Genomic DNA, 816 nt, shown 5'->3' on the forward strand with positions numbered 1-816 from the left:
CACCACCGCGGTGGTGAACTGCGCAACACCCTGCTGGACACCGAAATAGTCGAGGCCGACCGCGCTGGCGCCCGGCAGGAACACGACGGCCGGCCCGCCGCTGCCCGAACGGTGCACGAAAAGACGGCGGCCGTCGATCTCCTGGAACCCTCCGACCGGCGGAGCGAGCCGAGCCGAGAAAGTGCTGTTGTTCGTCATGCGACGAGGCTCCAACCCTGACGCACGGTCAGGGTCAAGCCCCGTCGTCGCCACGCCCCCGAACGCGCACAGAGCCGGCACGTCGGCATCCGCCACATGATCAGGTGCCGGTCTCGTCCGGCCACGGTGTTTCGAGGCAGCAGTGGACGAAGTCCTGGACCACGGGATTGTTGTCGTCGGACGAGGCCCAGGCGACTCCGATCCGACTGGGGCTGACACCGCTGACCGGGCGGTAGGTGACGCCGGGACGCGCGTAGAAACGGGCGGCGGACGCGGGGGCCAGAGCGATGCCGTAGCCGTTGGCGATGGCGCTGAGCCAGTCGTCCGGCTTGTCGGCGACGGCGCCGATCCGGACCGGGTGTCCCTCGCGTTCGTCGGTGGCCAGCCAGCGGTCTCGCCACCAGCCCGTCTCGGGCGGTGCGGCCACGAACGGCTCGTCCCACAGATCCCGGAAGGGAATCACGTCGCGCAGGGCGAGAGGGTGCCCGTCGGGGAGGGCGGCCCAGCGGGGCTCGGTGAGCAGTACGGCCGTCCGCAGCTCGTGCTGGCCGGGGAAGGGCAACTGCAGCAGGGCCACATCGACGTCCCCAGCGGCGAGCCCGGCGCTCGGCTCCGACC

The 816-nt window shown here is 71.2% G+C and carries 2 protein-coding genes; both read right to left on the reverse strand.

What is annotated here, in order from left to right; genetic code table 11:
- A partial coding sequence (locus tag CCN42_RS39785; protein WP_422641261.1) for an alpha/beta fold hydrolase occupies positions 1 to 198 on the reverse strand: 198 nt, incomplete at its 3' end.
- Between the two features lie 100 nt (positions 199 to 298).
- Positions 299 to 816, reverse strand: a 518-nt coding sequence (locus CCN42_RS39790) for a LysR family substrate-binding domain-containing protein (protein ID WP_169731617.1), incomplete at its 5' end; no start/stop codon positions are given.

Source organism: Streptomyces glaucescens (assembly GCF_002154375.1).
In the GTDB taxonomy this organism is placed as follows: domain Bacteria; phylum Actinomycetota; class Actinomycetes; order Streptomycetales; family Streptomycetaceae; genus Streptomyces; species Streptomyces glaucescens.